The sequence below is a fragment of the Clostridium sp. OM05-6BH genome, assembly GCF_003481635.1.
Taxonomy (GTDB): domain Bacteria; phylum Bacillota; class Clostridia; order Lachnospirales; family Lachnospiraceae; genus Butyribacter.
In genome coordinates, this window is sequence record NZ_QULH01000016.1 from 36832 (window position 1) to 62169 (window position 25338).

General features: G+C 41.0%; 13 protein-coding genes and 1 pseudogene. 8 read left to right on the plus strand and 6 right to left on the minus strand.

Annotated elements, in window-relative coordinates; translation table 11 throughout:
* Positions 1-14: 14 nt before the first annotated feature.
* Entirely contained in the window at positions 15-914 is a 900-nt protein-coding gene (locus tag DXB73_RS11640) for an alpha/beta hydrolase (protein ID WP_118691241.1), read from the minus strand.
* Between the two features lie 237 nt (positions 915-1151).
* Here DXB73_RS11640 and DXB73_RS11645 point away from each other — a divergent pair, with 237 nt between their 5' ends.
* A complete protein-coding gene (locus tag DXB73_RS11645; protein WP_118691242.1) occupies positions 1152-1517 on the plus strand; it encodes a BlaI/MecI/CopY family transcriptional regulator in 366 nt (121 codons plus the stop codon).
* Positions 1518-1550: 33 nt separating this feature from the next.
* Positions 1551-4346 (plus strand): M56 family metallopeptidase, encoded by a 2796-nt coding sequence (locus tag DXB73_RS11650; RefSeq protein WP_182448242.1) that lies wholly within the window; start codon positions 1551-1553, stop codon positions 4344-4346.
* Here DXB73_RS11650 and DXB73_RS11655 read toward each other — a convergent pair.
* The 3 genes from DXB73_RS11655 to DXB73_RS11665 all read right to left on the minus strand — a co-directional run bounded on the left by DXB73_RS11655 (position 4343) and on the right by DXB73_RS11665 (position 7222).
* Positions 4343-4831 (minus strand): DNA-deoxyinosine glycosylase, encoded by a 489-nt coding sequence (locus DXB73_RS11655; protein ID WP_118691244.1) that lies wholly within the window; start codon positions 4829-4831, stop codon positions 4343-4345. The genes DXB73_RS11650 and DXB73_RS11655 overlap by 4 nt on opposite strands.
* 149 nt (positions 4832-4980) lie before the next feature.
* The gene (locus DXB73_RS11660; protein ID WP_118691245.1) at positions 4981-6732 is read right to left on the minus strand and encodes a PH domain-containing protein; all 1752 of its coding nucleotides are present in this window, start codon (positions 6730-6732) and stop codon (positions 4981-4983) included.
* On the minus strand, positions 6722-7222 hold the full coding sequence (locus tag DXB73_RS11665; protein WP_022025905.1) for a PH domain-containing protein: 501 nt from the start codon (positions 7220-7222) through the stop codon (positions 6722-6724). Before DXB73_RS11665 ends, DXB73_RS11660 begins: the two co-directional genes overlap by 11 nt.
* Before the next feature lie 371 nt (positions 7223-7593).
* Between DXB73_RS11665 and DXB73_RS11670 the strand changes: the two genes are divergently transcribed.
* Entirely contained in the window at positions 7594-10758 is a 3165-nt protein-coding gene (locus tag DXB73_RS11670) for a CotH kinase family protein (RefSeq protein ID WP_118691246.1), read from the plus strand.
* Between the two features lie 298 nt (positions 10759-11056).
* Here the strand turns inward: DXB73_RS11670 and DXB73_RS11675 are convergent, their stop codons facing one another.
* Positions 11057-12583: a DUF4362 domain-containing protein gene (locus tag DXB73_RS11675; RefSeq protein ID WP_118691247.1), complete on the minus strand. Its 1527-nt coding sequence runs from the start codon at positions 12581-12583 to the stop codon at positions 11057-11059.
* On the minus strand, positions 12580-13140 hold the full coding sequence (locus DXB73_RS11680) for a sigma-70 family RNA polymerase sigma factor (RefSeq protein WP_182434074.1): 561 nt from the start codon (positions 13138-13140) through the stop codon (positions 12580-12582). Before DXB73_RS11680 ends, DXB73_RS11675 begins: the two co-directional genes overlap by 4 nt.
* Positions 13141-14131: 991 nt before the next feature.
* Here DXB73_RS11680 and DXB73_RS11690 point away from each other — a divergent pair.
* The 5 genes and pseudogenes from DXB73_RS11690 to tnpA all read left to right on the plus strand — a co-directional run bounded on the left by DXB73_RS11690 (position 14132) and on the right by tnpA (position 24977).
* Positions 14132-17125 carry a cellulase family glycosylhydrolase gene (locus DXB73_RS11690; protein ID WP_118691250.1) on the plus strand — a complete coding sequence of 998 codons (2994 nt, stop codon included), beginning with the start codon at positions 14132-14134 and terminating at the stop codon, positions 17123-17125.
* Positions 17126-17503: 378 nt separating this feature from the next.
* A complete protein-coding gene (locus tag DXB73_RS11695; RefSeq protein WP_118691251.1) occupies positions 17504-18481 on the plus strand; it encodes a cohesin domain-containing protein in 978 nt (325 codons plus the stop codon).
* A 30-nt stretch (positions 18482-18511) separates the two neighbouring features.
* The gene (locus tag DXB73_RS11700; protein ID WP_182448243.1) at positions 18512-20182 is read left to right on the plus strand and encodes an Ig-like domain-containing protein; all 1671 of its coding nucleotides are present in this window, start codon (positions 18512-18514) and stop codon (positions 20180-20182) included.
* A 25-nt stretch (positions 20183-20207) separates the two neighbouring features.
* Complete coding sequence (locus DXB73_RS11705; protein ID WP_118691252.1) at positions 20208-24224, plus strand: leucine-rich repeat protein; 4017 nt, start codon at positions 20208-20210, stop codon at positions 24222-24224.
* A 278-nt stretch (positions 24225-24502) separates the two neighbouring features.
* Positions 24503-24977 (plus strand): annotated as a pseudogene (gene tnpA / locus DXB73_RS11710) (IS200/IS605 family transposase).
* The last annotated feature ends 361 nt before the right edge of the window (positions 24978-25338 follow it).

Below are 25338 nucleotides of genomic sequence, written 5' to 3' on the forward strand. Positions count from 1 at the left end.
TGTCATTTTGCGATTCACTGCTCATGTATTTTGGCAAAATACTCTGCAATTGCCTGAATCGTCTGCGTACTTTCCGGCAGGAAAGGTTCAAATACACTAAAAGCGTGTGTAAGTTGTTTGTTTTTTGGAAAGTCAAGCAGGCGGTGTGGCATATTGTATTTTGTCAATGCCTTCTCAAACTTCGTGGTGTAATGATGTAAATTATCGTTCTTACTTGTTACCAGCAGACAAGGCGGCAGTGCTTGTACTAATTTCTGATAGGTTGGATTCACATACGGTGCAAAATCACTTTGTTTATAATCCGTGCCATATAAATATTTTGGTAAAGACAAACCAATCTGGTCAAAGCGGTTGGTGTAAAACATACCGCTGATCAGACCCAGTGCCTGAAGTGGTGCAGGGCATACAGACACTTGCGCGGCAGCGGCCATTTCGGCGTTGTTCTGCATGGCAGCACAGTAGGTTAATAACATGGCTCCCCCGCTGTCTCCGACACCATAGATCTCGTCAGTTTTACCATAATAAAGATTACCGTAGTCTTGAACATACCGCAGCGCCTGAAAGAAATCCGTGCACTGATGATAGAAGGTATATTCCGGGACGAGACGGTATTCAATGCTAAACACGACATAGCCAAGTTTGCATAATCTGGCACAAAAGTAACGGTTGAACTCTTTGCATCCCATGATCAGGCCGCCGCCATGCACATTGAAAATGATCGGAAGCTCTTTGTCCGGCGATTCAGAAGGTCGAAAAACATCCAATCGGTGTGCTTCGTTCTGATCGTTCACATATTCGATATCAAGATACATGTCCACGTCGTCGGGGATGGAAAAGCTCTTACGGCGATCCGGCAATGTTTTCATGAAATCTGTTCGCTGCTGCATGAATGCAGTTTCAATATAATTACTCATATGTATCACGTATCCTTTTCAAAATGTTCTGTCTATCATAATAAACCAGATTGCCGTCACAATCAATAGAACCGTCAAAAGTGCCAAAGAAATTGTAAAAAAAGAATGCAAGAAAAGCGTTGACAAATCTGGTTTATAACTATAAACTTATTATAACAGGTTTATAATTATAAACCAAGTTGCTGAAGACAATGGTTGTAGTGATCATTTTTTAGATACAGCAGAAAGGGGTATGGTATGGAATACTTGAAGTTATGTGATAGTGACTATCGTTTTATGCAAGTGGTTTGGCAGGAAGCGCCAATCAATTCGGGGGAACTGGTCAAGCTGTGCGAGGAGAGACTGGGGTGGAAGAAATCGACGACCTATACGACGATTCGCAAGTTATGTCAAAAGGGATATATACAAAATGAACATGCAATCGTATCGGTGTTGATCCCACAGGAACGTGTGCAGTCAGATGAGAGTGCCTATTTTGTGGATCGAACGTTTTCGGGTTCTTTACCACGTTTTATTGCGGCTTTTCTAGGGGAACGTAATATTTCCGACAACGAAGCAAAAGAGATTCAGGAAATGATCGACCGCTATCGGAAAGAGCAGTAAGCCTACGGGTTTGAGAAAGGAGTTGAGATGCGTATGGAGAATGTATTATTTTGGTTATGGGATGCGAGTTATCGTACGGCGATCGTGATCGTGGCAGTATTGTTGATCAGAAGGCTGCTTTTGCGTAAATTCCCGGCAAAGTATTCTTATTATTTATGGTTTGTAGTGGTGTTATCGCTGGTGCTTCCGGTACAGATCGCATCGCCGATCAGTTTGTACAATGTAGTGCCAAATGGCAGCGAGGTTGCCAAACAGATCTCGACAGCGCAGTCAGAAAGTGTTGCAGCTACATCAGATGATGAGCAGAATACAACGGTGGCAGACCGGCAGCAAGTGTCGGGAAATACACAGACAGCACCGAATGTCAAACGTGCCACAGATACTGTGCAGTGTGAAACGGGAGAGCTTTCGGAGATGATCAAGGCAGAGGGGAATACATCCAAGAATTCTGTCGGAGATCATACAAAGAGTTCCGTAGGGAATCATGCAAAAAGCTCTGCCACAGATAATGTTAAAAGCTCTGCAGGGAAGGAAAGTGATTCGAAAACTTCTGCCGGTACTACGGCAGCTTCTTCCATGAAGAAAACAGATGCTAAGCTTTCGGTAGGGAGCAGTATACAGGCAGGATGGAAACAGGTGACCGATGTGCTGTCCGGAAAATGGGACTTTGCAAAATGGGCTCCGTATATTTTAGAGGTATGGATTATCGGTGTAGTTGCAGGATTATTGTATATGTTATTGGGTGCACTGCGCACCAAAAAATATCTAAGCCGTGCGGTTTCGGTAGAGGATCAGGTATATGAATGTGAAGGGATTGCGAGCCCATTTGTGTTTGGTTACCTGCACCCAGCAGTATATATACCATATCATTTGGAGGAGGATCGCAGACAGTATATTGTAGCACATGAAAAATATCACATAACCCGTAAAGATTATTTGATAAAATGTGCAGCGGCACTGCTGACAGCAATCTATTGGTTCCATCCATTGGTGTGGATCGCCTTTGTTATGATGGAACGTGATATGGAGATGAGTTGTGACGAATATGTACTTCGTGACTGCAGCAGAGAGCAGAGGGCGCAGTATTCAGAGAGCCTGCTCTGGTTTGCTAAGAAGAATCGGTTGAATGCACCGGGACAGTTGGCATTTGGGGCACATACGACCAAGCATCGTGTACGAAATGTATTAACCAGCAAAAATACCAAAAAATATATAGGTATCCTTGTGGCAGTGTTAGCCGTCTTTGTTGCTGCGGTATTTTTGACCAATGGAAAAGGTATTACACCTTCCAAAGAGAAAGACCAACAGGCGGCCAAGAAAGACCTTGTGACGTTATATATTGCGCATAGCGGTGATTTTAGCGGGGAAGATGCAGGATGGTATGGCAAACTGCTGGAGCAGCGCTTTGGCGTGAAAGTGGTCTATGAGGTGCCGGACCCGGAGAAGATCAACTATACGGATGGAACATATGATTTATTCATTGATATGCGGCAGGATGGGAAGTTCAGTCTGTTTGATGGATTGACGAATGATCAATTAGCGAAGCTTTCGGATGGCAGTTATTATTATACACGTAACGTCAGCCAAAATTATCATGAAAACTTTGCCTATACATGGGATCTGCGCTACGACTTGTACAAAGAGTGTGGTTCCCCGGAGATCAATACTTTTGAGAATCTGCTTGATGTTTTGGTCAAGATGAAGCAGAAATCCGGCAATAATTATGCAATGAGTATGATGTCTTATAATGAGAAGGATGAAACGATCAGTATGCCGGTCAGTCTGTTGCTGAGTGGATATTATGGCTACTCTCGGGAAGGTAAGTTTATGGTTCGCGGTGCGGATGGCAAAGTACAGGATCTTTTGACGGCTGTGCATGGATCGGAGGATACCAATTTATATCAGAAGATATTGAAACAGTGGAATCAATGTTATCGAAAAGGTCTGCTCGATCCGAAATCCCGGACAAAGGATATGGATACTTATGAGGCAGATAAAAAGTCCGGCAAAGTATTATGTCTGATCGATGGAATCAATCGAAACAGTGAATATGATACTAAATGGAAAGAAACGGCACAGGAGCGGCCGATGTATCCGGTTGTCCCAAAATCTGCTGTTCTGGCAGCATATTCCCCATCGACGACAGACGGTAAGGCGAGTTGGTGTCTGGGGGTTAATCGGTCGTCCAAACATTTGAAACTGGCGCAAAAGGTTGCTGCTTATCTGGCATCCCCACTTGGCTACATGGAAAACTTACATGGACCGGAAGGGTTGTGCTGGTATTATGATAAAGACGGAAAACCACATCTTACCGATCTTGGCAAGAAGACAGCAGAAGATGCCACGGTAGAACTTCAAAGCAAAGATTCCAAGTATGCGATGTACAATGGAATCATGTTTCTGGATGGTTGTCCGGCAAATTATACGCCGTATTATGCGTCTGATATCAATCCGGACAGTGGAGAAACATTTGATATTTCCGGCTGGTCTTCGGAAGCGGAGAGCAGACAACAGGAATTTGCGGCTGCCAATAATAAGACGGTTCTGTCGCAGTGGCAGAAGGATCAAAATGCCAAAGAGATTACAGAGTATTTGGAAAATAGAGGGAACTATACGATTTATCCGGATCTGGATGTAGACTTTGGCGAGACAAAAGAGTATCCGTCGTGCCTGCGTAAAGTTTGCAAAGTGATTCAAGATGGGACTTGGAATGCTATATTTGCCAAAGACGATCAAGAATTTGAGTCATGTATACAGAAGATGTACCGTGAGGTGAAACAGGCAGGATATGATAAATGTGTTGCTTATGAGAAAGAAAAGTTAGATTAGTTTAGAATACGGTTCCAAGTATTTAGTAACTGTGTAAAAGAGCAAGCTGCATTAGCGGGGCTGGTCGATGGTAGTAGTGCGATTGACAGCCCCGTATTATCATACACATATTTTTGGTATAGGTCGTATGCTTTGCGTCCATTGGCATAGACAGCGGTTATGGAGGAGAGGGCTATGATCTTAGGAATATCATTGGGGATCACATTCCGAATAGAACTGTCACTAGACCCCTTGATATCGCACTCGGCGATTACGTCCCAGAGTGCGATATGGTGTCTGTGCAATAGAATCTTTTTATCCGCGATACTTTCCGGGGCAGGCTCATTGCATAATTCAGCGATCACTTTCCAAAAGCGGTTGCGCGGATGCCCGTAATAAAATTGCTGTTCTCTTGATTTTACCGATGGAAAGGATCCTAAGATCAATACGGTAGAATCTGCATCGTATACAGGGGCAAATTCATGTACAACGTGAGTATATTCCAAGGTAACCTCTCCTTTCTGTATCCACGGCTTTTAATTTTCTATTCTAACTTCGTATTTCTCAACTACTATCCAGCCATATATTGCTTATTACTGACATAATAAGCAATATGTAGGCTGTCAGTAAGGTTTGGTATGTGAAGTTAGCGTTACTACGATTTTTTTCTGCGGTTGCAGCTATCTTCCAAGAAGAGCTGTACGATAGGATCAATCTGTTCCTTTGCAAAGCATGGAATGCTGGTAAAGCTATTCATCGCTCCGGCGAGAATATAGACGATTCCGTGCTGGAGATGCAGCAGGCGTTCTACCGGAGTCTGCTGCAATTCCATATATTGTATTTTGTGATAATCAATAAATTGTGTAGAGGATGCAAACATTCCGTTTGTTATTGCAATGTAATTTTCACGAAGCTGCAATTTGTTGGCTTTGTAAGTGCCATAACAGCCGATCAGATATATCAACATTGCTAGCACAAAAGAGCCGATACAGCCCAGGACTGCCGGTAGACCGGTTACGCCAAAGACTGTAATCATAAGAGCCCACCCAATTGCTAAAAATACAAGCAGTTTGGCAGAACCAATGATCTTTTTCCACCAGATCGCTTTCGGTGGACGGATCGGTGCGGTATCACTTTCGGTGAAATAAGCATCGAATTCCGGAAGCAGACGATGCAGTAATTCCGGTAAGTGTTTCTCTGGGATAGAGAGCAGTAAACGCGTGTTTTCTTCTTTTTCATCGCCCATACCGATATTTATAATATCGACAAAGCATCGCTTTGAAATACGGCTAAATACCGGACGCTGTACGATGATCGAACTGATGCGTTTGATTGGGATTTCATAGCTGGTGCGTTTGAACAGACCAAATTCCATATGCAGATGATCCGGCATACGTTTGATCCGGAAACTGTAATAGCGGAAGAAATCACCGATCAGACTACGCAGTGCTGCATAGACAAAGGAGCCAATGACAACGATTCCACCTAATGCAGTTGGGATCATTTGGATCAAGGAACCGATGCTGTGATCGCCGAAAACAACCATTTTTAAGAAAAAAGCAATAATGGCGATCAGAGCGGCAAGGCATACGAGCAGACTTATAATAGAAGCACTGTAAACACAGTGGGTAAGCACTTGTTTGGTATTGTAAGCTACTTCGGATAATACTTGTCTGCTGTTTGGAGCAGCATTTGCTGAGGTTACTTGTCCGTTATTTGGGACAGAAGAAACAGTACTCATCTGCCCATTATTTTGGACGGAAGTGGCTCTGCTTATCTGATCGTTATTTGGGACAGAAGTAGGATCACTTATCTGACCGTCGTTTGGGACAGAAGTAGGATCGCTTGTCTGTTCGCTATTTGGGACAGAAGCAGCAGCCCCTGCGGTTCCATCAAGCTGTTCGTTGGCAGCTATAGTTTGCGTATGTTTGGCAGCGGTTGCCCCCGCTAAGAGTCTCTCTCTAAGTGCCTCGGCTTTGTCTTTGCGAAGCAGAATGGTGACGTCTGTAGTATCGGCGGTACTTCGGCTTTCGGTATCGATCTTAACCGTACTGGTGCCGAGAATGCGTTCCAATAGATTACGCTCGATGTTGATATTGGAAATATTGCGCAGACCAATCGTATTTACAGAACGAAAAATGGTATTTTTCGTAATCGTGATACTGGTTTCATCTACCGTGATCCAAGTCTTATACCAAACAATGGTGTTAACTGCCAGTCGAAATAGTATCACGGCAAGGATTACTAATATGATGATAAGCAGTGTGGTGCTATCAGAATTTTTGATATCGCCCAGTATTTCGTCAAGATCATCCAAGGAGGATATTAAAAATGTGATAATAATGACACCGAATACACCAAGCTGCTCTAACATTAGAGACGGGTGATTTCGAAACTTATTGTCCATTAGCACGTTCCTCCTCTACGATTTCGTTAATGCGCTGTTTCAAGCTGTCAGCAATATGTTCTGCTTTATCTTTTTCAAGAAATTTGATCGTTACGTCTCCGCCGGCAGTAGTGATTTCAACTTTGGCAAGGCCAAACAGGCGGTCAAGCGGACCGGAAGAAATTTCGATTTTATGAAGGCGGCTGATCGGCACAATCGTATGTGTTAAGAAGAGGTAGCCTTCCTTAATCTGTACTTCTTCATCGGTCAATCCGTAAGCATAACGCTGGTAGCGAAAAAGTGGGGATACGATCGTTTCAATGATCTCGAGTATCATAATGATGGCGCAGATGATAGTAACCCATCCAATGACTGTTTTATTGGAAGTGAAAGCTTCAGTTCTGGTAAAGAAGACAATGACGCCCAGAACGGCGGCAATGACCACACAAACGATAGAGGTGACCAAATACATGCAGTATAATGCTTTTTTGTTTAACTTTTCTAATTTCATAAAAATTTTCAATCCTTTCTCTTGCTCTCTGTAAATGCTTTTCCGTGATACGCCCTCCCTCAACGCGTATTATCTCAAGTATAGCAGAACAAGAGATGCATGACAATTTTTGAAATGACAAATGCGTTGCAATTTGACAAAAATGTGGCAAAAATATGTCATTGTAATAAAAATGTCATTTATTAGAATTTGGGGTTGTGTTACAATGTAAACGTAGAAAAAATAGTGCTAACATGTTTTGTTGCCTGATGGGTGACGCTGGTTTACGAAGGGGGAAGAGTCCTGTTCAAAATAACCGGCATAGGATATCAGCACTGCATTATGTACTCTCAGAATCTTGAGTGTATATTATTAAGAAATGGAGGAAGCATATGGAGAAATTTAAGAAGCGTCACAAACGATTGACAAGCTTAGTACTTTCTGCAGCCATGATTTTTAGCTTGGTTCCTGGTACGGTAGGAGCAAAAGCTGAAACCCGCATAGGAAGGCAAGTTAATCAGACAGCAGAGAGGGACACAAATAAGAAATCGGTTTCGAAAACAGCATTGAAAACGATATCAGCGGATTTTAAGGCACAGAAGTTTGCAGAACTGTATGAGGAGGGGGGGCTTTCTTGTACAACAGAGGGGATTACATTTGACACTGAAACAGCAGCCGACAACTTGTTACTCACCGGCAAGAATAAGGTAGTATCCGGAGCGGCTATTACATTAAAGAACACATTGGATTTTGGCACAGACAAGGTGCAGCGTATCCAGATCGATGCATTGGCTAAGAAAGCGACAAAGACCTATATGGAAGTGTATTTGGATGATGCTGTTACACCAACTGTGAGAGTGCGAATTCCAAATCAGCCAAAGACAGACAATTGGACAAGGACCAAAGTTTACAGCTATGAATTTGCAGAGAATGAGAAACTGACCGGTAAACATACGGTACGTGTTCAGCTTCAGGATGAGACAACGGCAGCAGACAAAAAGACAAGCGTACTGCTGCGTTCCATCCAATTCGTGCAGGAAAGTATTCCGACCGTATCTTTTGATATTGATGAGTCTTTGGGAAGCATTAGCGAGATGAATGGTGATAGTTCACATAATACGGAATGCTATGGTAAGATGAATATCGATGTACCGGAAGGCTATGCAGCAGAGTATGGCAAGGATCCGGAGGCAGCAGCGAAGAAGACGGCTGGCAGCTACGATATGGAATATATACGCGGCCGTGGCAATTCAACTTGGACTGTCCCAAAGAAACCATATAAGATCAAGCTGGATAAGAAAGCGGATCTGTTTGGCATGGGTAAAAATAAGCATTGGGTATTGTTAGCAAATTATTATGATAATAGTTTGGTACGTAATCGCCTGACCTATTATTTGGGACGTAAGCTTGGCATGGAATATACACCGGAATGTGTACCGGTTGACGTCATTATGAATCATGAGTATTTAGGCAGCTATTTGCTGTGCGAACAGATTCGTTTGGATGAGAATCGTGTGGATGAAAATGATCTTGAAAAGGCAGATAAAGGTGCCGATGTCAGTGGTGGTTATCTGTTATCCATGGAACCAAACGAAGAGACAGACAACGTGATCAAAACAACGTATAATTCGTATTTGATCGAATCTCCGGAAACGGGAGCGTGTCAGTCACAGGCAAAGGCTTATATCGAGAATTACATGAAGAAGACAGAGGATGCAATTTATGGAGATGACTTCAAAAATGAGGATGGAACATCGTATCAAGACTTAATGGATGTGAAGTCAGCAATTGCCTATTATTGGATGCAGGAGGTCTCTATGAATGGAGATGCATTTATTTCCACGAGCACCTATCTGTACAAAAAACAGGACACAGCGGATGCCAAGGGTAAGCTATATTGGGGACCGTTGTGGGACTTTGATTATGTAGCCTGGTCTTCCAATGACTATAGCGAAGAGGAAGATTCCTATAGCGGATTTGTTACTCAGAGAACATGGTTTAACCGCTTGATGGAAGATCCGGAGTTTGCACAGCAGGTAAAAGAGTATTGGGTAACGCTAGCAGGAGCATTGGAGGATGCCATTGCTGACGGTGGAATTTTGGACCGGTATGCACAGGAACTTGCGGTATCCGCAGATAACAATTTCAATAAATGGGGATTTAACGATTTTAGTGACGGCGGGTATGACGATAACTATAACAGCGCAACAGGAAAGTTGAGCTATGCACAGGAAATTCAGCGTTTGAAAACTTGGATCGCAGATCGTGTTGACTGGATTGATAATAATCTGGACGCTATTGCACCAAAGCCGGTTACACTGACTTACATGGTGGATGGTGAAGTTTACAAGAAAGTCACCACAACATCGACAAAGGAAAACGATATTCCGAGCGCACCAACCAAAGAGGGATATATTTTTACCGGTTGGTACTATGATAAAGATGATTTCAGTGTCAGACAGCAAAAGGGAGACATCTTTACAGAGGATACCACTCTAACAGCACAGTGGGAAGATGAGAGTAAGTTAGTAAAGCCAACTAAGATTGCGTTGGAGCGGTCAGAGATTTATGTACCGGAGTGGCATGAATTCCATATTAACTATGGTGTAGCACCGTATAATGCCAACACAGCGAATGTTACGTTGACGAGTTCAGACAATACTGTTGTGCGGTTACAAGAATCAGATCATGAAGATTCTGATTATATAGAGCCAGACTCACGTGATTGGATGGCAGTCAAAGCAGGAACGGCAACGATTACCATTTCGGCAGGAAATGGTGTCTCTGCCAAATTGGTTGTCCATGTTATTCCAATTTCAGAATATTTTGAGAATGAGGAAGCATACACTGCGACAGATTTCACTTTGGATCAAAATGATATTGTACTGAAAGTGGGACAGGAGAAGAAATTGAACCTGAAACCGGATCGAAACGAAGTCTATGCATCCTTTTACTGGACATCCAGTGACGATGATATCGTTGAGCTTCTCGGCGGTGGTCTGATTCATGCGAAAAAAGCAGGTACAGCTTATATTTTGGTAACTATGAATGGAATGGACAAAGCAAAGGTATGCCGCGTGGTTGTTCAGGATGGCACAGCCGTGAAACCAACGCCAGCGCCGACAAAGACGCCGGGGAAGGTAGTTCCATTGCCGCAGGAGAAGACAGAAATTATCCAAGTGGGAAATGCCCGTTATAAGCAATTATCCGCAAATACTGTCAAGATGACCGGTATCAAAAAGGATGTCAAGAAAGTGACCGTTCCTGCAACAATCAAATACAAGGGTAAAAACTACAAGGTAACAGAAGTTGCATCAGGAGCTTTGCGTGGCAAGAAGAAACTGCAGACCGTTGTTATCGGTAAGAATGTTACAAAGATTGGTGCCAACGCCTTTAGCAAGTGTAAGAAGCTGAAAAAAGTACGGATCACTTCGAAGAAACTTAAGAAAGTTACGAAGAAGTCCTTTGCTGGTATTGCGAAAAAGGTTGTGATCAAGGTGCCAAAGAGCAAGAAAAAAGCGTATAAGAAATGGCTTAAAAGTAAGAAGGTAGCATAGCGAATTTGTGATATGATGAGCCTCAGAGAAAAACAAGCGGCTGCGAAGCAGACATTTGTTTTTCTGGGCTCGTTAACGAGCAAGTAAGTTTGTGAAACAAACGGAAAAGCTTTGAAAGAGCGAATTTGCGAGTTTGATAAAAAGCACCCTCTGGGGACGGATCGTTGGATTTACGTCCGCTCAGAGGGTGCTTTTCTTTTCTGACGCTATATTTGCGGTGTATTGTAGACGTCCTTTCTGCTTATGTTGCTGCACAGTGAGGTACAGATGCCTTTTCTGCTTATGTTGTATTTTGTATTTATTGTTTGCTACTATTCAGAGTGATGCTGCAATTGTTATCGGCGGGACCAAATTCATAAGTAATAAGCTGGTTGTCCTCCTTGTTCTGTACTGTTTTGCGTACAGTAGTTGTGCGTATGAAGCGACTGGTATTACCGCCGGCATATGCATCGCGGCTCGTATCTTCGTAGATATACAGGACGCCATCCTTATTTAGAATATAATCATAAATCGCATCACCTTCTACCGTAAACTGCACGATCACTAATGCCTGCTTATAGGAAAGCTGCTTTTTTTTACATTTTTGAAAACGTGAAACAAATTCGTTTAATATCGCAGTCGCAGTTTGTGCTTGCTTGGCAGAACTGTTTATGGTTGGAATCATAAGAACCTGTTTTTTGGCAGCAGCGTTCGCAGATGAGTATGATGCCGGGTACGATGCAAGTCGTTTTTGAATGGCAGCTTCGTTGGTTGAATACCATTTGGCATCCATTTTTGGTGTGGCAAAGGCTGTATCCGTGGACAGTAATTTTGCACGGTATTTATAATTCTTGTCGCAAGTGATCTGTATAGCCTGTGTTCCGAGCAGCTCGTTGCCTTTGTATAAGCGCACGGTTAAACGGCTTTTGCCAGGTTTGAAAGACTTCGGTGCCCAGTAAATAATGTCACCGGGTTTGCAGGAAAGTTTTTTCGCTTCTTTTGTCATAGTTAGGCTGCCTTCGGATGAATTCTTGCCCCAAAGCTGTATGCTGCCATGTGAATCGGCTGCAACTTCAATGCGGATGTTTTCGGCAGAAGAAGACAATTCAAACGAAAATGGCATAGCCGGAACGGAACTCATGTAAGGAGAATATTCACCAAGAAGGCATGGATTTTCCGCTTTCAAGGTGACTTTCTTGTAATCCTCTAAAGGTTCCGACTGTGATTGCTGCGCATCTTCTGCGTCAGAGTTCCCTAACTGTGTTTCTGTATTACTTTTCGAGCGAGAGTTCCCTGGCTGTATTTCTGTATTACTTTTCGAACGAGAGTTTTCTGTAGGAGTTTCTGTGTCGCCTTTTGAACGGGATTTCTTAGCTGTACCCTCATCATCAGTTTCGTTCGATGGTGCTTTTGTAGGGCTGCTATAGCAACCGTATGCCTTGCTGCCTTCGTTTTCTTTTGCGTAGGCGATCACCTGCAGACCTAGAGAGGAAGCAAGATTTGCTATGGAATTCGAATTGTCCTCCATCTCGTTTGTATCTGCCCCGGAAGCATTATTATTGTCTGGATTTGGAGATGTGTTGGTATATGCATATTCTGATGAATTTGTTGCGTTTGGATCACCATTATTTTGAGACGTATAATGATGTGCCAACAGGCATAGACCGACACCAATACCTACCATTGCAGCAGCGGGAAACATTTGTGGACGCAACAATTTTGCGCCTCGATGCTTCGTAAGTGGTAAGTTTTGTGGTGCTGCCTGTGCGATCATCTCATCCGGCAGCTCGCCAATTGCCTGCAATAACAGTTCTGATTTGCGGTTATGGTCTTGCTCTCTCATCATACCCAGATCCCTCCTTCTTCTAAAACGCTTTTTAATTCCTTTCGCATGCGTGAAAGGATAGAGCGTATACTGGTTTCTTTCATTTGCATCATATATGCGATTTCGGCAGTATCTAACATATAAAAGTAACGCTGTAAAAAAATGATTCGTTTCTTTTTCGGTGAGCGTTCCAAAAACTGTTGGATCACGGTTTTTAGATGCTCTATGTTAATCTTTTCCTCAATTTCGTTAGAACCGGAAATACATTCTTCCAATTCTTCAAGACTAGCCTCCAAGTGTCCCCCTCCTCGTTTCGCGGCATTGTGCTGACGGTATTTGTCCAATGCAAGATTGCGGGCGATTTTTGCCAGATATCCTGCTAAATGCTTGGGCTTGCCGGGTGGAATAGAATTCCATACTTTGAGCCAAACATCATTGACACATTCCTTAGCATCTTCTTCATCAATGATGATACGTCGCGTGATCTGCATAAGATATGTACTATATTTATCTTGTAAGTGTGCAAGTGCAGGCTCCTGCCGTTCCCAAAGAAGCGCTACAATATCGTTGTCTTCCATGATTCCCTCCTTTTTGTCAGTGCTGTAAGATTCCATCTATCATACCATGAATAGGGAAGATTCTCTATCGTGGTACGATGCGCAGAAATCTGCGTTTATGGATGGTTTTTATGAGTTGCTCAAACTTCGCACATCAAAAATTATCATGTTGTCACGTATTGCTTATTATGTCAGAATACTAAGTATTTTGCAGCCACAACATAGCGATTTCTGCCAGCAGAGAACTATAGTAATTGCCTTGCAGCAATTATCTTAGTTCACTGCCGGCAGAACAAGTCAGCTTGTTGGCTGCAAAGTAGCTATTATTTTTGTGACATAATAAGCAATCTGTGACCTGGCAGTAGATTTGGATGTGCGAAGTTTGAACTGGTTACATTTAAATAGACGCAAGGAAATGTTATTTGTTGCAATGGAACGTCATATTCTGCAGTGGAACGTCATTTTCTGCAATAAATCTATTTGGATTGATGAGAGATTTTTTGGTATCTATTTGGACTAGAGAGATTTTTTGATATCTTTTTGGAGGGGGATTGAATACTGTCATGGAGAAAGCCGATATAAAATAACTGGAAAATTGAAAATTAAGATGCCAGTCACCGAAGTAGGAGGGAAAGGCAAGCTGGAATTATAGAAATTATCAAATCAGTCAACCAAAGCAAGAAAAAGACAAGCTGAAATGACAAAAATAGAGAATCCAGTCAACGGAATAGGTGAGAAAGACAAGCTGGAATTATCGAAATCGTCAAATCAGTCAACCGAAACAAGAGGAAGGCAAGCTGGAATGACGAAAATGGAGAATCCAGTCACCGAAGTAGGAGAGAAAGACAAAAATATAAGAAAAGTGTATCCACTTAGATTGCTTTGTAGTATAATGAAGGAAGTATTTAGGGACGTGATGTGCATGAACAATTTATCGTATTTGTTGTACGGAGGAAAGTGTATGTTCGTGGGAAAAAGAATTTAACAAATAATAGAAAGGTATGGTGAAAACATGCGAAAACAAAAGAGAATATGGGCGTACTTGCTAAGTGCGGCGATGGTTGTAACATCATTTACAATGTCTAGCGCGACAGGAAAGGCAGAAGGTACAACAGAAAAAGGTAAGATCGTTAGCGTGACGGACAGAACCTCGACAAAGAAAGCGGCAAGCGTAACAGAAAATGGTAAAGTCGCCAGCGTGACAAAGAAAGTTTCAACAAAGAAGACGGCGGGGACAGATTCCTTCCAAGATCTAAACAGACAACAGATCACGGAGGCAATGGGTGTTGGATATAATTTAGGAAACTCCCTGGAAGCAAATAGTGGTGGAACTCCAAACGAGACAGCATGGGGGAATCCGGTTTTAACCAAAAAATTTGTTTTGGCAGCAAAAGCAGCGGGATTTCAATCAATTCGAATTCCGGTATCTTATTTGAGCAAAATCGATGATAACAATGGATACAAAATTGATTCTGCATGGCTGGATCATGTACAGGAAGTAGTAGACTATTGTGTACAGAACGATATGTATGCAATCGTTAACATGCATGGAGACGGTTACACAACGGTAAGCGGTGGCTGGCTGCTCTGCGCAAGCAGCGATCAGACCAAGATCAAAGCCAAGTACAAGGCATGCTGGGAGCAAATTGCTGATCGTTTCAAAAATTATGATGAACATTTGATTTTTGAGTCAATGAACGAAGAATTTGATGGAACCTATGGTACTCCAAATAAGACAGCGTATAACAATATCAATGATTATAATCAGATTTTTGTGGATACGGTTCGTCAGACCGGTGGCAACAACGATCGCAGATGGCTGTTGATACCTGGATGGAATACAAACATTAATTATACGGCAGACAATTATGGCTTTGTGCTGCCAACGGATCAGTATTTATCGTCTGATATTGCATCCGGCGAAAAAAGAATTATGATTTCTGTACACTACTACGATCCATGGGATTTTTGTGGTACAGAATCAGCCGACAAAACGCAGTGGGGCAGCGAAGCAACAAACCAATCCAAAGTACCGACTTGGGGTGATGAAAGTTATATGGCTTCGCAGTTTAAGAAAATGAATGATAAATTCGTGTCTCAGGGATATGGCGTTATCATCGGCGAGTTTGGAGCCATCAACAAAGCAAACTATGATACGCAGAATAAGGCATGTCGAGCCGATTATTATCAGAAAGTATGTTATTATGCAAAACAGTACGAACTGGTGCCTGTCGCATGGGATAATGGATACGATGGCGACTATGGCTTTTGTCTGATAAATCGGTATTCTTGTCAGGTAACGCATCAAGACATTATTGATGCAATGATGGAGATCTATCGTGCATCTTCCACGGCAACCGGGATAGCTTTGGATCAGCAGGAAATCACAATTCATGTTGGGGATGCGGGAACACAGCTTAATGCAACCTTAACACCATCTGACAGCAAAGATATTATTAAATGGACATCCGATGATGAGAAAGTAGCTACAGTAAATTCCAACGGTTTAGTCACAGCAGTGGGTGCAGGTACTTGTACAATTACGGCAGCAATTGCGTCCGGATGTCAGGCAACATGCAACGTGACCGTGCCAAAACCTTCCTATATACGGACAAAGCTGTATATGTTAGATACATCCGGCTGGACAACGATCGCCAGTGAACAAAGTGCAGATATTTCAACGAAAGATGAAGAATTTACGTTGTCTGTTAAGCCGACAGATACGCAGCTTAAAAACATCGGTTCGCTGTATATCAAAGATATTCAGGCAGCCGAAGCGGCAGATTCAGCACTTAACTATGCAGTTATTACGCTGAAATCAATAACAGTAAATGGGAAACAGTACACGATCAAAGATGACACGTATACCTATGATGGCAGTCTGAAATCGGCAGCATCCGATGGACTATCGAATAATGTGTTTGATTTTTCTTTTATTAATATTTGGGCAGATGTCATGACACATATTCAGGATGTGTCGGCAGAAAGACAGAAAAAAGCTTCCTTTAATAACGCTTCGTATCAGGGAAACAATACAGTGGAAATTACCTTTGCTGTTAGCGGTGCAAAGGCAAATGGGTCGGTAGAGCCAAGTACAAAACCGAGTGCAACGCCAAGCGTGAGCCCAAGCACAGCACCAAGCTCGAATCCGAGCGAGGCTCCAAGCGTGAGCCCAAGCACAGCGCCAAGCGCGAATCCGAGTGTAACGCCAAGTGTGAGTCCAAGCACAGCGCCAAGTGCGAAACCAAGTACAAAACCAAGCGTGAGCCCAAGCACAGCACCAAGCTCGAAACCGAGTACAACGCCAAGCGTGAGTCCAAGCATAGCGCCGAGTCCGAAACCGAGTACAACGCCAAGCGTGAGCCCAAGTACAAGTCCAAGTGTGAATCCGGGCACAGACCCAAGCGTGAGCCCAAGTGCAAGTCCGAGTGCGATGCCATCGCATCAGCTGGGACAACCAAGTGTAACGGCGAAAGGATTTGTTGTGTATGCTAAAGTTAAGGGAGCAGGTAAAATTGCAGTGGGTTCTCGCTATAAACTTGCTGCTAAGAAAAAAATGAAACTTACTGTTCAGTGGGTTCCGAGAAATGCTGCAAGTCAAAAACTAACATTTAAGAGCAGCCGACCGTCCATCGTGAAAGTAACGGCAAATGGTACTGTAAAAGCAGGCAAAAAAGCAGGCAAGGCAGTCATTACGATTACGACAGCCAATGGATTAAGCAAAAAAGTTCGTATCCAAGTCATGAAAAAGCCCGTCAAGAAACTTACCGTTAAGGCAGGAAAGCGTAACCTTAAGAAAGGCAAAAAGCTGAAATTAAAGGTAAAAGCAAAACCGGGCAAAAAGCTGGCATCCACGCAGTATTGCTGGAAATCTTCTAATAAGAAGATAGTTGCAGTATCTGCAAAGGGTGTAGTTAAGGCCAAGAAAAAAGGTACTGTGAAGATTACAGTTTATGCAACCGATGGCAGTGGCAAAAAGAAGAGCGTAAAGATCAAGGTAAAATAGGAATATCAAGGAATTAAAGAAAGATAAGTGTTGTGGGATATAGAGGAGACCGCCGATTGGCGGTCTCTTTTATAGTACGGATGTTTATAGAAAGCGAGCTGAAGCATTGTAAGGTTAAGACGGTGGGGCAAAAATATATTTTTTTTACGAAAAAGTTTCACAAAGTTCACATGTGAAAATTGTGCAAATTATACAATTCACCCGGTGTAATGTAGAATGAACATGATCAGCATAAAAATAAGATGTAGAAATAGAGCGGATTTAATCAAATTGAGGTCAATGAAAGATATTGAAAAAATTGGAAATTTCAATGGTAAACGATAGGGTATGATAGGAACGTTAAAAATATAAAATTTAAGCTGGGAGTGATTATTACAGATGAAATTTAATAAAAAAATTGTATGGACAAGTGTTATAGCTGTGGCATTGGCATTAGGAGGCATCTATATAGCGAGCCGACAAAATGCTATTACGCATGTAATTGGAGATAATAATTTTGAGGGGTCAGAGAAAGAATGGTGCGATTCGCTATTGGATAAGTTGGTGGTTATTGATAAGAAGAATTGTCAGATTGGTAAACAAAAAATATCACAGTATTCCCTGACAAAGAAAAAACATTATGCAGAAAAAGATCGCGTTAGAGTGGTTGGTTACGCCACGGATGACAATCGTGAGCTGATGCTTCATCTTTCGGATGGAAATCGCATTGCAGTTGGAAAATCTGATAAAAAGCAAAAAAGCAGTCAACGTACACATAAGGTTACATTTATTGATTACGACAATAATGTGTTAAAAGCAGAAATTGTATTACAAAATAAAAATGCAACACCCCCAATAGTAAAGGAAAGAAAGAACTATCGTTTTGATAAATGGAATAAATCTTATGAACATATAAAATCTGATTTACAGATAAAAGCACTTTATAAAGAAGACAATACGGTAACTAGGATAACAGTTGCAAATGTTAAAGTGCAGCCAGGACAAACTAATGTGAAGGTACCGGTAAAAATAGCAAACAACACTGGAATTTTGGGAATGACTTGGTCTGTATATTATGATGACAGCCGGCTGAAATTGAAAGATATTAAAAATGGAAAGGCTTTCAAAGATATTTTGACATTAACAAAAGCAGGAAAATTAAAGAATGGCTGTAAATGTATGTGGGATGGGCAGCAGATTGAGGACTATCAAATTCAGGATGGAGAGATAGCAGAGTTGTTATTTGACATTCCTAAGTCAACGACTTCGGGAGTGTATCAAATAAAAATAAAATATGAGGAAGGAGATGTGATAGATAAAAATTTATTGCCCGTGTCACCATTAATCGCAAATGGAAAAATAACAATTACACATTAATGGTCAAAAAATACAGAAGGAGGGATAGTGATGAAACTTGATTATGTTTCAAAGATGAAAAAGCATCTGGCAATTGGTCTGATCATGTGTTTGACTGTGTTAAGTATTGCACCAAATGCAGATGCAAAACAGACAAAGAAACCAAAAAAAATATATTTGTCTGTGAAAACCAAAAAGATGCTTGTTGGGCAAAAGCATAAGTTAAAAGTAAAGAAAGTAAAGCCCAATAAAGCAACCAAAAAAGTGAAATGGAAATCTAGCAATAAACGTATTGCGACAGTTAGCAATTCAGGTGTTGTTAAGGCAAAAAGAGCTGGTACAGTAAAAATCACTGCTATTTCCAAGAAAAACAAAAAAGCAAAGGCTTCTTGCCGCATCGTTGTGCAGCCAATAAAGAAGCGACCGACAGCAACGAAGAAGCCGATTGTGACAAAACAACCAAGTGTTACAGAAGCTCCTAAAGCTTCTACACAACCGGTTCCGACAAATGCGCCAACAATAACACCATCTCCAGAGCCAATCGGACCGGCAGTTAAGGCAGCAATAGGATATGCTGGAAAGAATTGGAAAGATTATAGATTTGGTTATCAAGATGGTGCAGTTTATATTACAGAGGATGGAACATATACTGCAACATATACTGTACAAAATGCAGACACAGATATTGCGGTATTGACGGTTGATACCAACATGAAATATAACGATGTTAAAGATAAAATGTTTGGTTTCGTTACAGAAGTTAAGATCAATGATCGTTCTCTCGAATTGGGTGAAGGGTGGTTTGATAGTGATGAAAGTGGGTATTATCGTTTTGAGTTAAGAAATCCATATGACTATGTTGATGATGCATCTGAAACACTTGGTACGCAGAAAATACCTGTGAACAAAGGTGATGTAATATCAGTTTCCTTTTGTTTTGAGGGACTAAAATACATACAGTTACCTTCGTCTTCTGGACAACCTGAACCAACAAAGAACCCAGGGGCAACAACAATACCAACAGTGCCACCAAGTAGTAAACCGACAGTGCAGCCTACGGTAGCACCAAGTGCTAAGCCAAGTAGTGAGCCTACGGCAAGTCCTACAGGACCGTTCAAGGTGAAGTTTGTGGATTATGACAATACAGTACTGAAAGAAGAAACTGTGGAGATTGGGAAAGCTGCAGTTGCACCAAATGTTCCAAAGAGAATAGGTTATAATTTCCAATCATGGGATAAGGCATATGATAACGTGACAGAGGATTTGATTGTCACAGCAATGTATGAGAAGGATATGACTTCGGCAATTATTGTCGGAGACGTAAAGACGTTTCCGGGAGCGAAAACAGTACAAGTACCGGTGTATATTAATAGCAATCCTGGAATTTTGGGCATGACTTTGGGGATAGATTATAACGACAAAATTCTGACGTTAACAGATGCCTCCAATGGAGATGCACTTAAAGATGCATTAGTTATGACAAAGGCAAATATCCTAAAAAATAATTGCAAATTTACGTGGGATGGTGAATCAATCACCAAAGATAATGTAAAAGACGGTGTAATGCTGTTATTGACCTTTGATGTTTCGGAAGAAGCTGCAGAAGGAGAGTATGACATTGGATTTTATTATAATTCCGGTGATATTGTAGATGGCGATTTAATGCCAATTGATCTGGAATTGCGCAATGGAACAATAACTATAGTAAAAGACGCATCTTAACATTAGATGTGAGAAAGGAGCATTTATGAAAATAGCAAAAAAAATTATTGTCAGTGTGCTTGCTGCTGCTATGATTGTGACCGGTTGTCCGTCGCATTATGTAAAGGCAGACACAGCTAAAAAACAGGTTACACTTTCTGTGCAAAGTCAGACAGCGAAGCCTGGTGCAACAGTAGATGTTACTGTTGATGTAAAAGATAATCCGGGAATATTAGGAGCAACTGTTAGTTTGAAATATGATGAGGGTCTGACGCTTACTGATGCAACTGCAGGAGATGCGTTCTCCTCTCTAGTATTGACAAAACCGGGAAAAATACAGTCTCCATGTAAATTCGTATGGGATGGACAGGAAATAACAGCGGATGACATCAAAGATGGCACCATCTTAAAACTTTCTTTTAAGGTGAGCGACACTGCAAAATCAGGAGAAAGCTATAAGATTAGTGTATCTTGTGACGCTGGAGATATGGTTGATGCAGATTTGAATGCTGTAGATGTAAAAACAGAAGACGGCGAAATTGGAATTTCTGCATTTACACCGGGTGACCTTAATGAGGACAACAAAATTAATTCTACAGATGTCATTATGATGAGAAGACAGATAGCAGGTGGATATGAGCAGACTATTAACGAGAAAGCTTGTGATGTCAATGAGGATGGAAGAATTAACTCAGCAGATGTTATTCTTGTGCGTCGATATATTGCAGGTGGATATGGCGTGAATCTTGGTACGACAACGGAGAAACACACCCATACCATGAAGGCGGTTGAGGCAAAGGAAGCTACTTGTACTGAAAAGGGTAATCAGGCTTATTATCACTGCACCTCTTGTGGTAAATATTATAGCGACGAAAAAGGTCTTAATAATATCAAATTGGAAGATACTGTAATTCCAGCTAAGGGACATGTTTCCGTGGTAGATGCTGCAGTAGCTGCTACTACAGAAAATACAGGACTTACCGAAGGCTCACATTGTGGTGAGTGTGGTGCAGTGTTAGTAAAACAGGAAGTTGTTCCAAAATTGGAGAATTCAGAGAACTCTATTACCTATCATCTGTATGAGGATGATGCATATTTGCAGAAGCAGGAAATTGAAAATACAAACCCGAATACATATAGCTCTGAAACTGGTTTAACATTGAAGAATATTAGTTGTGAAGGTTATATTTTTGAAGGTTGGTATGATGGAGAAGGTTCTAATGCCAAGCAGGTAAAACAGATTGCTGCAGGCGAGAAGGGTAATGTCGATCTGTATGCGCATTGGACAGCAAGAGAGTATACGATTACTTTTGATTCACCATTGGCAAAAGTGGATAGCATTAAATACAAGGTAAATGAAGGTGCGACATTGACGAATCCTGAGTGGTTTGGCTATACATTTATGGGATGGACCGATGAGAAAGATAATCTTGTTGATAAGATTCCATTGGGTAAAACCGGAAACATTACCTTGCATGCTAACTGGACCAGTAAGAGAAATCAGACAAGACCGGTAAAACAGTTAGGCGAGCCGATTATTTATGAAAATGATAAAGATGGACAGTATTTATTTGCATATGAAATTGGGCAGATGGAGAATGTTCCTTTATATACCATTAAGGATTTTGGAAATACAAGTGGTTTAACAATTTCAGAGACTATAACATCAAGTGGAACAATTAATGAAAGTACATCGAATTCTATTGTTAATTCACTGGCGCATTCAACAACTGAAACAACATCTTGGACTCTATCAAAAGATTGGAATGACAGTTTGACACTTGTTAAGACTCATACGGATGAAAGTGGAAAGGTAGTAGAAGATTCTAGTAGTAAAGTTTCCGAGAATAGTGTTGTGACTGTTAAGGGAAAGGAAAAAACTACTAATAAGAATGATTCAACTGTTGACAAAACAGGTATATCAGCATCAATAGGGACAAGTATAGGAACTGAAGCTCTAGGAACAGAGGCTAAAATTGATGCAAGCCTAACTGCAAATCAAGACAATACTACTGAAAAGTCAAAGAGTAAAACATGGAATAATTCATCAAGTAAACAGAAAAGCAACTCATCCAGTGAGAGTAGTACGAACTCTACAGCTTTAAGTAGTAAAGTAAGTGATACATATGGATATAACAAGAGCCATTCAGAGGGAGGATCGGAAACAACAGCATCTTCGTCAAGTAATACCTCTTCATCCTCACAGGAATATGCTACCGCATTGACATATTCGACACAAAAGACGGAAACTACTTCCAAGACGTATTCGAATGCGGAGGCTCCAGAGGGATATTACAGAATGGTATGTGCTGGAACAATTCATGTCTTTGCTGTTGTAGGATATGATATTGCGTCTAGTTCCTATTATGTATATACATATGGTGTACAGGATGATGACACATATGATTTCATTGACTATTCGAAACAGACACATAGCTTTGATGATTATGAAAATGGAATTTTACCATTTGAAGTTCCGTTTGAAGTAAACCAGTATATTGATAATGCCCTGCTAAGATCCAAGGGGCTTGTTTATGATAGTGAAACAGGTACGGTTGTAGACTATACTGGTGAAGGAACTAATGTGTATATTCCAGACTATATTTCTACCGACAACGGTGACGGAACAACATCCGTTGTTAAGATCGTTGGTATCGAAAAAGATGCTTTTGCCGGAAATGATAAGCTTAAGTCGATCAAACTTAGCAAGCATATTACAGAAATACCGGATCAAGCTTTCGAAGGATGTTCATCACTTACTTCTGTCAAGGCAGAGGGACTACAAACTATTGGCGATAAGGCGTTTAGTGGATGTAGTAGTTTGGATGATTTTACGGTAACTACAAACATTAAGAAGCTTGGCAAAAATGCATTTACCGGAGCAGGAAAAGTTACAGTAAATGCCAAGAATAGTGATATTGCCAATGCGGCAATTACCTCAGGAGCTACCAAGTTAATTGTTAATCTGGCTGATATGGAAGATACGTTAGCAAATAAGACATATGATATAACCAAATCAACAGATTATTTTGAATTAAATGGTGGTAATAAAGCATATAAAGGACTTAAGATTTCTTCCGATGCTAAAGAAACTACACTGAACGGTTTTGTGTTTGAAGACAATAAATCAGCTCCGATTGTATGTTCTTCTGAAAAACTGAATTTGGCAAGAATATCCGCTAAGACAAATGGATTTGCCATGATATTGTCTGCTGATAAGACAGATATTTCGTTATATGGTACGATTAAGTTGGAGTCGACAAGTTCTAACGTTGTATTGTCCAAAGATGTGTCCTTGACGAGATTGAATGCTAATATTGTTGGTAAATTAGTATTGACAGGTGACTATATGATCTACGGTAAAGTGGAAGGCGATTCTTTGCTGAACTTTACAAGTGGAAAACTTGTGACAATTAATGAGGACAGTTACAATAAGTTAAAGTATGGTTCTATGGATTGGGTATTGGAATCAGAAGTTCCAGATAATGCTACAATTGTTGGCGAAAAGTGGACGTATGATTACACAACAAAAATTACGTCTAGCAATAGCTCGGTAGCAGGTTATACCTTATATGATTCTTCTTGGGTATGGGGACCATATGGAGGCTGGAGCGGCTGGTCAGATGGTAATATTAGTGGCAGTGATTCCAGAAAGGTTGAGACGCAGTCTGTTCCTAATGGATATGCCACGCAGTATAATTACATTAGATATTTATCTGCAGATGGAAGAACATCCGGACCTTGTTCTGGTGTGTGGGGTGGAAAGTCTTGTACCAATTATCAGGAACGAGGTTGGGGAGCTCAGCTTGCCTGTGTAGGTAATCAGTATTCAAAACAAATTGGAGGTTATTTCAATTTATACGGAAGTGCTCCATGTTGGTATGGAGAATCTACAAGACAAGTGGTATCCTCCTATAAAACACAGTATCGTTATGCAGACCGTTCTAAAGTATACACATATTATCTGAAGAAGGTCGAAAGCAAAGAGTCTACTACAAAGGTAGAAGCATCTGACAGTATTAGTAATGTTAAGAGATGGGTTCAGTATGTAGTAGCAAAATAATATGCTGAAATGCCTAACTGTACATAAGTTATGATAGCATTTGGCAAGAAGTAGAAAGAGAGGATCGTTATTTTTAGCGATCCTCTTTTTTTATATAGGCCTAGAGGCTTCATTTGCGAAATGTAGTTTTTCTTGGAGGAGAAATGGAATGCAGCAAATAAATAAACCACCTGCTATGCGGGTGGTGGAAAGAGCTTAAGCGATGTGCAATGATAAGCTCCTTTGTCATAATAATGATGGTCTGCCAACCACATTAAAAAACAAAGGAGGTTGTCTGTATGAACAACAATAACAGTTTATCACATACTACATGGGATTGTAAGTATCATATAGTTTTTGCACCAAAGTATAGAAGAGAGGTAGCGTATGGAAAGTTAAGAGAAGATATTCGCAATATAATTACCATGCTTTGTAAAAGAAAAGGTGTAAATATTATAGAAGGAGAAGTATGTCCAGATCATATTCATTTGCTTGTTGAAATTCCACCCAAAATGAGTGTTTCATATTTTATAGGATATCTAAAGGGAAAAAGTACATTGATGATATTTGAGAGACATGCAAAATTTAAAATATAAATATGGGAATAGACATTTCTGGTGTAGAGGATATTATGTTGATACAGCAGGAAAAAATGCAAAGAAAATAGAAGAATATATTCGAAATCAATTACAAGAAGATTTGGAATATGACCAGATGACAATCAAAGCGTATGTTGACCCGTTCAAGGGTGAGCCAGTAAAGAAAAACAATTAATAATAAGCCCAGGGGGCTTAAGTAAGTGACTGATGCGGTGGGCAGACCTTTCGGCGAGTCTTTAAACTCAGACGCCGGCAAAGAGGCCTTATAGTCCGCAAAGCAAACCACCGGCTTAGCCGGTGGTTGTGATTGTCATGGCTCTAAATTTTAAGCTTAATGAACTGGACTGAATAACCAAACTTTAGTATTTCTTAACCTTTACTGTCTTGTTGCCCTTCTTCTTCAGGAACTTTTTGTATGCCTTATATTGTTTCTTTGGCACATTGATAACAAGGTTCTTTGCCGTTCCCTTAAACGCATTTTTGCCAATGGACTTGCTCTTTAATTTCGTTGATTTGATCGTGATCTTCTTCAACTT

Excerpts from the sequence above, each read along its gene's own strand:
- DXB73_RS11640 (WP_118691241.1), bottom strand. The coding sequence starts at position 914 with ATGAGTAATTATATTGAAACTGCATTCATGCAGCAGCGAACAGATTTC.
- DXB73_RS11645 (WP_118691242.1), top strand. The coding sequence starts at position 1,152 with ATGGAATACTTGAAGTTATGTGATAGTGACTATCGTTTTATGCAAGTG.
- DXB73_RS11650 (WP_182448242.1), top strand. The coding sequence starts at position 1,551 with ATGGAGAATGTATTATTTTGGTTATGGGATGCGAGTTATCGTACGGCG.
- DXB73_RS11660 (WP_118691245.1), bottom strand. The coding sequence starts at position 6,732 with ATGGACAATAAGTTTCGAAATCACCCGTCTCTAATGTTAGAGCAGCTT.
- DXB73_RS11665 (WP_022025905.1), bottom strand. The coding sequence starts at position 7,222 with ATGAAATTAGAAAAGTTAAACAAAAAAGCATTATACTGCATGTATTTG.
- DXB73_RS11670 (WP_118691246.1), top strand. The coding sequence starts at position 7,594 with ATGGAGAAATTTAAGAAGCGTCACAAACGATTGACAAGCTTAGTACTT.
- DXB73_RS11675 (WP_118691247.1), bottom strand. The coding sequence starts at position 12,583 with ATGATGAGAGAGCAAGACCATAACCGCAAATCAGAACTGTTATTGCAG.
- DXB73_RS11680 (WP_182434074.1), bottom strand. The coding sequence starts at position 13,140 with ATGGAAGACAACGATATTGTAGCGCTTCTTTGGGAACGGCAGGAGCCT.
- DXB73_RS11690 (WP_118691250.1), top strand. The coding sequence starts at position 14,132 with ATGCGAAAACAAAAGAGAATATGGGCGTACTTGCTAAGTGCGGCGATG.
- DXB73_RS11695 (WP_118691251.1), top strand. The coding sequence starts at position 17,504 with ATGAAATTTAATAAAAAAATTGTATGGACAAGTGTTATAGCTGTGGCA.
- DXB73_RS11700 (WP_182448243.1), top strand. The coding sequence starts at position 18,512 with ATGAAACTTGATTATGTTTCAAAGATGAAAAAGCATCTGGCAATTGGT.
- DXB73_RS11705 (WP_118691252.1), top strand. The coding sequence starts at position 20,208 with ATGAAAATAGCAAAAAAAATTATTGTCAGTGTGCTTGCTGCTGCTATG.